The 4,619-nt window shown below is 66.9% G+C and carries 7 protein-coding genes and 1 pseudogene; 6 read left to right on the top strand and 2 right to left on the bottom strand.

Features of this window, described 5'->3' with window-relative positions:
• Together RMP08_RS06415 and RMP08_RS06420 are read right to left on the bottom strand one after the other, a co-directional pair.
• Window positions 1–607: AAA family ATPase (locus tag RMP08_RS06415; protein WP_310468165.1), on the bottom strand; the 607-nt coding region annotated here is incomplete at its 3' end.
• Window positions 608–652: 45 nt separating this feature from the next.
• Window positions 653–1,333: a winged helix-turn-helix transcriptional regulator gene (locus RMP08_RS06420; protein ID WP_310468166.1), complete on the bottom strand. Its 681-nt coding sequence runs from the start codon at window positions 1,331–1,333 to the stop codon at window positions 653–655.
• Between the two features lie 64 nt (window positions 1,334–1,397).
• Between RMP08_RS06420 and RMP08_RS06425 the strand changes: the two genes are divergently transcribed.
• The 6 genes and pseudogenes from RMP08_RS06425 to RMP08_RS06450 form a co-directional block, all read left to right on the top strand.
• The gene (locus RMP08_RS06425) at window positions 1,398–1,838 is read left to right on the top strand and encodes a VOC family protein (RefSeq protein ID WP_310468167.1); all 441 of its coding nucleotides are present in this window, start codon (window positions 1,398–1,400) and stop codon (window positions 1,836–1,838) included.
• 28 nt (window positions 1,839–1,866) lie between these two features.
• Window positions 1,867–2,163 (top strand): annotated as a pseudogene (locus RMP08_RS06430) (DUF1428 domain-containing protein); the annotation flags it as partial.
• An 18-nt stretch (window positions 2,164–2,181) separates the two neighbouring features.
• The gene (locus RMP08_RS06435) at window positions 2,182–2,592 is read left to right on the top strand and encodes a DUF1428 domain-containing protein (RefSeq protein ID WP_310468171.1); all 411 of its coding nucleotides are present in this window, start codon (window positions 2,182–2,184) and stop codon (window positions 2,590–2,592) included.
• Window positions 2,593–2,689: 97 nt separating this feature from the next.
• Window positions 2,690–3,454: a VOC family protein gene (locus RMP08_RS06440; RefSeq protein ID WP_310468168.1), complete on the top strand. Its 765-nt coding sequence runs from the start codon at window positions 2,690–2,692 to the stop codon at window positions 3,452–3,454.
• Window positions 3,455–3,467: 13 nt separating this feature from the next.
• On the top strand, window positions 3,468–3,968 hold the full coding sequence (locus RMP08_RS06445; RefSeq protein ID WP_310468169.1) for a VOC family protein: 501 nt from the start codon (window positions 3,468–3,470) through the stop codon (window positions 3,966–3,968).
• Window positions 3,961–4,619, top strand: a 659-nt coding sequence (locus RMP08_RS06450; RefSeq protein ID WP_310468170.1) for a dihydrofolate reductase family protein, incomplete at its 3' end; no start/stop codon positions are given. The genes RMP08_RS06445 and RMP08_RS06450, both read left to right, overlap by 8 nt.

Below are 4,619 nucleotides of genomic sequence, written 5' to 3' on the forward strand. Positions count from 1 at the left end.
CGGTGGTGTCGCCCAGCCCGATGGTGTTGGTGGTGGCGAACAGGCGGAACCACGGGTTGGGGCGGATCACGCGGTTCTGGTCGAGCAGGGTCAATTTGCCTTCGGCCTCGAGCACGCGCTGGATGACGAACATCACGTCGGGGCGGCCGGCGTCATATTCGTCGAACACCAAAGCGACCGGGTGCTGCAGCGCCCATGGCAGCAAGCCTTCGCGGAACTCGGTGACCTGCTGGCCGTCGCGCAGCACGATGGCGTCGCGGCCGATCAGGTCGATGCGGCTGATATGGGCGTCCAAATTGACGCGGATCGTCGGCCAGTTGAGCCGCGCCGCGACCTGCTCGATGTGGGTCGACTTGCCGGTGCCGTGATAGCCCTGGACCATCACCCGGCGGTTGCGCGCGAAGCCGGCGCAGATGCTCAAGGTGGTGTCGGGGTCGAACACATAAGCGGGGTCGAGGTCGGGGACGCGCTCGTCGGCCTCGCTGAAGGCGGGCACCTCCATGTCGCTGTCGACCCCGAACAGGTCGCGGATCTTGGCCATCTTGTCGGGCGCGGCCATCACCGTGTCGGCGCGGCTTTCGGGCTGGACGTTGGAAAGGTCGGTCATGCCACGCGCCTTAGGGCAAGGGCGCGCCGGCCTCAATAAGCGCGCCTAAGCGGCGTCGACTTTGGGCGGCAGCGGGAACAAGGTGACGAAGCGGCGGACCAGCGCCTCGTCGCCCGCGACCTCGATGGTGTCGAGCGGGGCGCCGCCGTAGACCACCGCCGCGAGCTCGGTCGGGCGGGCAGTGACCACCGCATCGGCGCTCGAGGGGTCGCCGCGCGCGACCTTGATGCGGCCCTTGCGCAGCCGCGCGACGTAGCCGTCGGCGCCGAAGCGGAAGCCGATGCGGGCGTCGAGGCCCTTGGCGCGTTTCTCGCTGAGCATGGTGCGGAAGCTGAGCAGGATCGACACCCCGCTGATCGGCAGGGTCGGGTCGTGGCGCGGCGAGCGCGCCGCCCAGCGCCCGAGCGCCTGGACGATCGGCTCGGCCTCGAGCCCCCACTCGGTCGCCTCATAGACCTGGACCGAGGCCGGCGGCGGCAGGCGGCGGCGGCGCGCCAGCCCGCGCTGCTCGAGCTCGGCGAGGCGCTGGGTCAGGACGTTGGCGCTGATGCCGGGCAGATCGGCGCGGATCTCGGAGAAGCGGCGCGGCCCGAGCATCAGCTCGCGCAGCACCAGCAGCGACCACCGCTCGCCGATCAATTCGAGTGCATGGGCGGTGCCGCAGGCGTCGTCATACCCGCGTTTTGGCTCGCTTCGTCCCGCTGGAGTTATGTTTTCTAACTGCATGGTTGCGAATTAGGATCGGTTGCGCCAAAAGGCAAGGCGAATCGAGTCGAGCGAGGAGCAAAAGATGGCGCGGATGATTTTCGTGAACCTACCGGTGGACGACCTCGAGAGGTCGATGCGGTTCTACGCGGCGGTGGGCGCGCGCAACGAGCCCAAGTTCACCAACGAAGCGGCGGCGATGATGGTGTTTTCGGACACCATTTCGGTGATGCTTCTGACCAAGCCGTTCTACGCTACGTTCACGCCCAAGCCGATCGCCGACGCCCATGCCTCGAGCCAGGTCTTGCTGTGCCTGTCGGCCGACAGCACCGCCGATGTCGATGCGCTGGTCGACAAGGCCGCCGCCGCCGGCGGCAAGGCCGACCCCGGGCCGAGGCAGGAGATGGGCGGGATGATGTACGGCCGCAGCTGCGAGGATCCCGACGGCCACCATTGGGAAGTGATGTGGATGGACCCCGCCGCCGCCGAGCAGGGCGCCGCGGCGTTCGAACAGCAATCCGCTTAAAGGCCAATTCGATCAGAGGAGAGCGAGCATGAGCTACATCGAGGGATTCGTCCTGGCGGTGCCGACCGCCAACAAGGACGCTTATCAGAAGCACGCCGAGGAAGCGGCGCCGATGTTCAAGCAATTCGGGGTCGCCCGGATGGTCGAGAATTGGGGCGACGACGTGCCCAAGGGCAAGGTCACCGACTTCCACGGCGCGGTCCAGGCCAAGGACGACGAGACGGTCGTTTTCTCGTGGTTCGAATATCCCGACAAGGCGACCCGCGACGCGGCCAACGCAAAAATGATGGAAGACCCGCGGATGAAAGACATGGGCGCGTCCATGCCGTTCGACGGCAAGCGCATGATCATCGGCGGGTTCGACAGCTTCGTCGACGAGAAAGCCGAGGGCCGCACCGGCTACACCGACGGCTACATCCTGCCGGTCCCCAACGCCAAGAAGGACGCCTATCGCGCGATGGCGGAGAAAGCGGCGGGCAAGTTCAAGGAGCTCGGTGCGCTGCGCGTGGTCGAGGCGTGGGGCGACGATGTCCCCAACGGCAAGGTCACCGACTACAAGAAAGCGGTCAAGGCCGAGGACGGCGAAAACATCGTCTATTCCTACGTCGAGTGGCCGGACAAGGCGACCCGCGATGCAGGCTGGGAAAAGATGATGAAGGACCCCGACATGCAGCCCGGCGACGACGTGCCGTTCGACGGCAAACGGATGTTCTGGGGCGGCTTCAAGCCGATCGTCGACACCGCCAACGGCTGAACAGAAACAATCATTGCGGGCGAAGCGCGGTCATCCAGTTTCTTGTTCTGGCTAGATTGCCGCGCTGCGCTCGCGATGACGGACATGGGAGAGAAAAATGCGCAACCAGCATGGCGACTTCATCTGGTACGAGCTGATGACCCGCGACCCCGCCGCGGCGGCGAAGTTCTACGCGCCGGTAGCGGGGTGGAAGATCGGCGAGCCAGTCCCGGCGCCGACCGAATATCGCATGATCAACGCCGACGACGGCATGGTCGGCGGGGCGCTGACGCTGACCTCCGAAATGACCGAGCATGGCGCGCGGCCGACGTTCCTCGGCTACATCGGGGTCGATGATGTCGACGCCACGGTGGCCAAGGTGGAGGAGCTCGGCGGCAAGACGCTGATGCCGGCCGCCGACATGGACGGCGTCGGCCGCATCGCGATGCTGGCCGACCCGCAGGGCGCGCCGTTCTACGTCATGCGCGGGGCGACCGACGAGGTCAGCACCAGCTTCGACCCGGCCAAGAACGGCCATGCCGCGTGGAACGAGCTGCAGACCAGCGACCTCGCGGCGGCCAAGGCATTCTACCCCGAGGTGTTCGGGTGGACGCTGGGCGAAGTGATGCCGATGGGCGAGATGGGCGACTACCAGTTCATCGAGCATGGCGGCCGAATGATCGGGGCGATGATGACCGCGCCGCCGGGGACGCCGACCGGCTGGGGCTTCGCCTTCAACAACGCCGACATCGACGGCGCCAACGAGCGCATCCGCAGTGCCGGCGGGACCGTGCTCCAGGGCCCGGTCGAGGTGCCCGGCGACCAGCGCGTAGTGATGGCCAAGGACCCCGAAGGCGTGCCCTTCATGCTGGTCGGCAAGTAGAGGAGCGAGGACGATGAGCGACGACAAACTGACGACCTGCCTGTGGTTCGACAAGGGCGAGGCGCGTAACGCCGCGGAATTCTACGCCGCGACCTTTCCCGACAGCAAAGTCGGGTCGGCAATGACTGCCCCGGGGGATTACCCCGACGGCGAGCAGGGCGACGAGCTGGTGGTCAATTTCACCGTGCTCGGGCGCGCCTTCGTCGGGCTCAACGGCGGGCCCAATTTCAAGGCCAACGAAGCGGTCAGCTTCATGGTGGTGACCGAGGACCAGGCCGAAACCGACCGCTACTGGAACGCGATCACTGGCAACGGCGGCGCGGAAAGCGAGTGCGGATGGTGCAAGGACCGCTGGGGCTTTTCGTGGCAGATCACGCCGCGCGCGCTGCTCGAAGGCAATAGCGACCCCGACCCGGCGGTGGCCAAGCGCGTGTTCGAGGCGATGATGACGATGCGCAAGATCGACGTCGCCAAGATCGAGGCGGCGAGACGCGGCGAGACCGTCGATGCGTAGGATCCGCGGCGGCGCGTTCGTCTCGCTCGACGGCGTGATGCAGGCGCCGGGCGGGCCGGAGGAGGACTGGACCGGCGGGTTCGCGCATGGCGGCTGGCTCGCGCCATTGTTCGACGAGACGACCGGCGCGGCGGTGGACAAATTGTTCACCGAGCCGTTCGACCTGCTGCTCGGGCGGCGCACCTACGACATCTTCGCCGCTTACTGGCCCTATGCGACCGGCGACTCCAAGCCGATGGGCGAGCTGTTCGACCGCATCGGCAAATATGTGCTGACCCGCGGCAACCAGCCGCTCGAGTGGCAAAACAGCCACCGGGTGAGCAGCTTCGAGGCGCTGGCCGAGCTCAAACGCGGCGACGGGCCCGACCTGGTCATCCAGGGCAGCAGCACGCTCTACCCGCAACTGCTCGCCGCCGGGCTGATCGACCAATTGACGCTGATGATCTTTCCGGTCGTGCTCGGCAGCGGCAAGCGGCTGTTCGGCGACGGCACCCCGCCCAGGAGCATGATCATGGTCGAGCAGACAGTCTCGCCCGGCGGGGCGGTGATCGCCACCTACCAGCCCGCCGGTGAGGTCAAGAGCGGCAGCTTCGCGGCGGAGCAGCCGAGCGAGCGCGAAAAGGAGCGGCAAGAGCAAATGAAGCTGGAAGG

It is taken from the genome of Sphingomonas sp., from assembly GCF_031426035.1.
Lineage (GTDB): Bacteria > Pseudomonadota > Alphaproteobacteria > Sphingomonadales > Sphingomonadaceae > Sphingomicrobium.

Coding starts and splice junctions, on each gene's coding strand:
- RMP08_RS06420 (WP_310468166.1), bottom strand. CDS start 1,333: ATGCAGTTAGAAAACATAACTCCAGCGGGACGAAGCGAGCCAAAACGC.
- RMP08_RS06440 (WP_310468168.1), top strand. CDS start 2,690: ATGCGCAACCAGCATGGCGACTTCATCTGGTACGAGCTGATGACCCGC.
- RMP08_RS06445 (WP_310468169.1), top strand. CDS start 3,468: ATGAGCGACGACAAACTGACGACCTGCCTGTGGTTCGACAAGGGCGAG.
- RMP08_RS06435 (WP_310468171.1), top strand. CDS start 2,182: ATGATCATCGGCGGGTTCGACAGCTTCGTCGACGAGAAAGCCGAGGGC.
- RMP08_RS06425 (WP_310468167.1), top strand. CDS start 1,398: ATGGCGCGGATGATTTTCGTGAACCTACCGGTGGACGACCTCGAGAGG.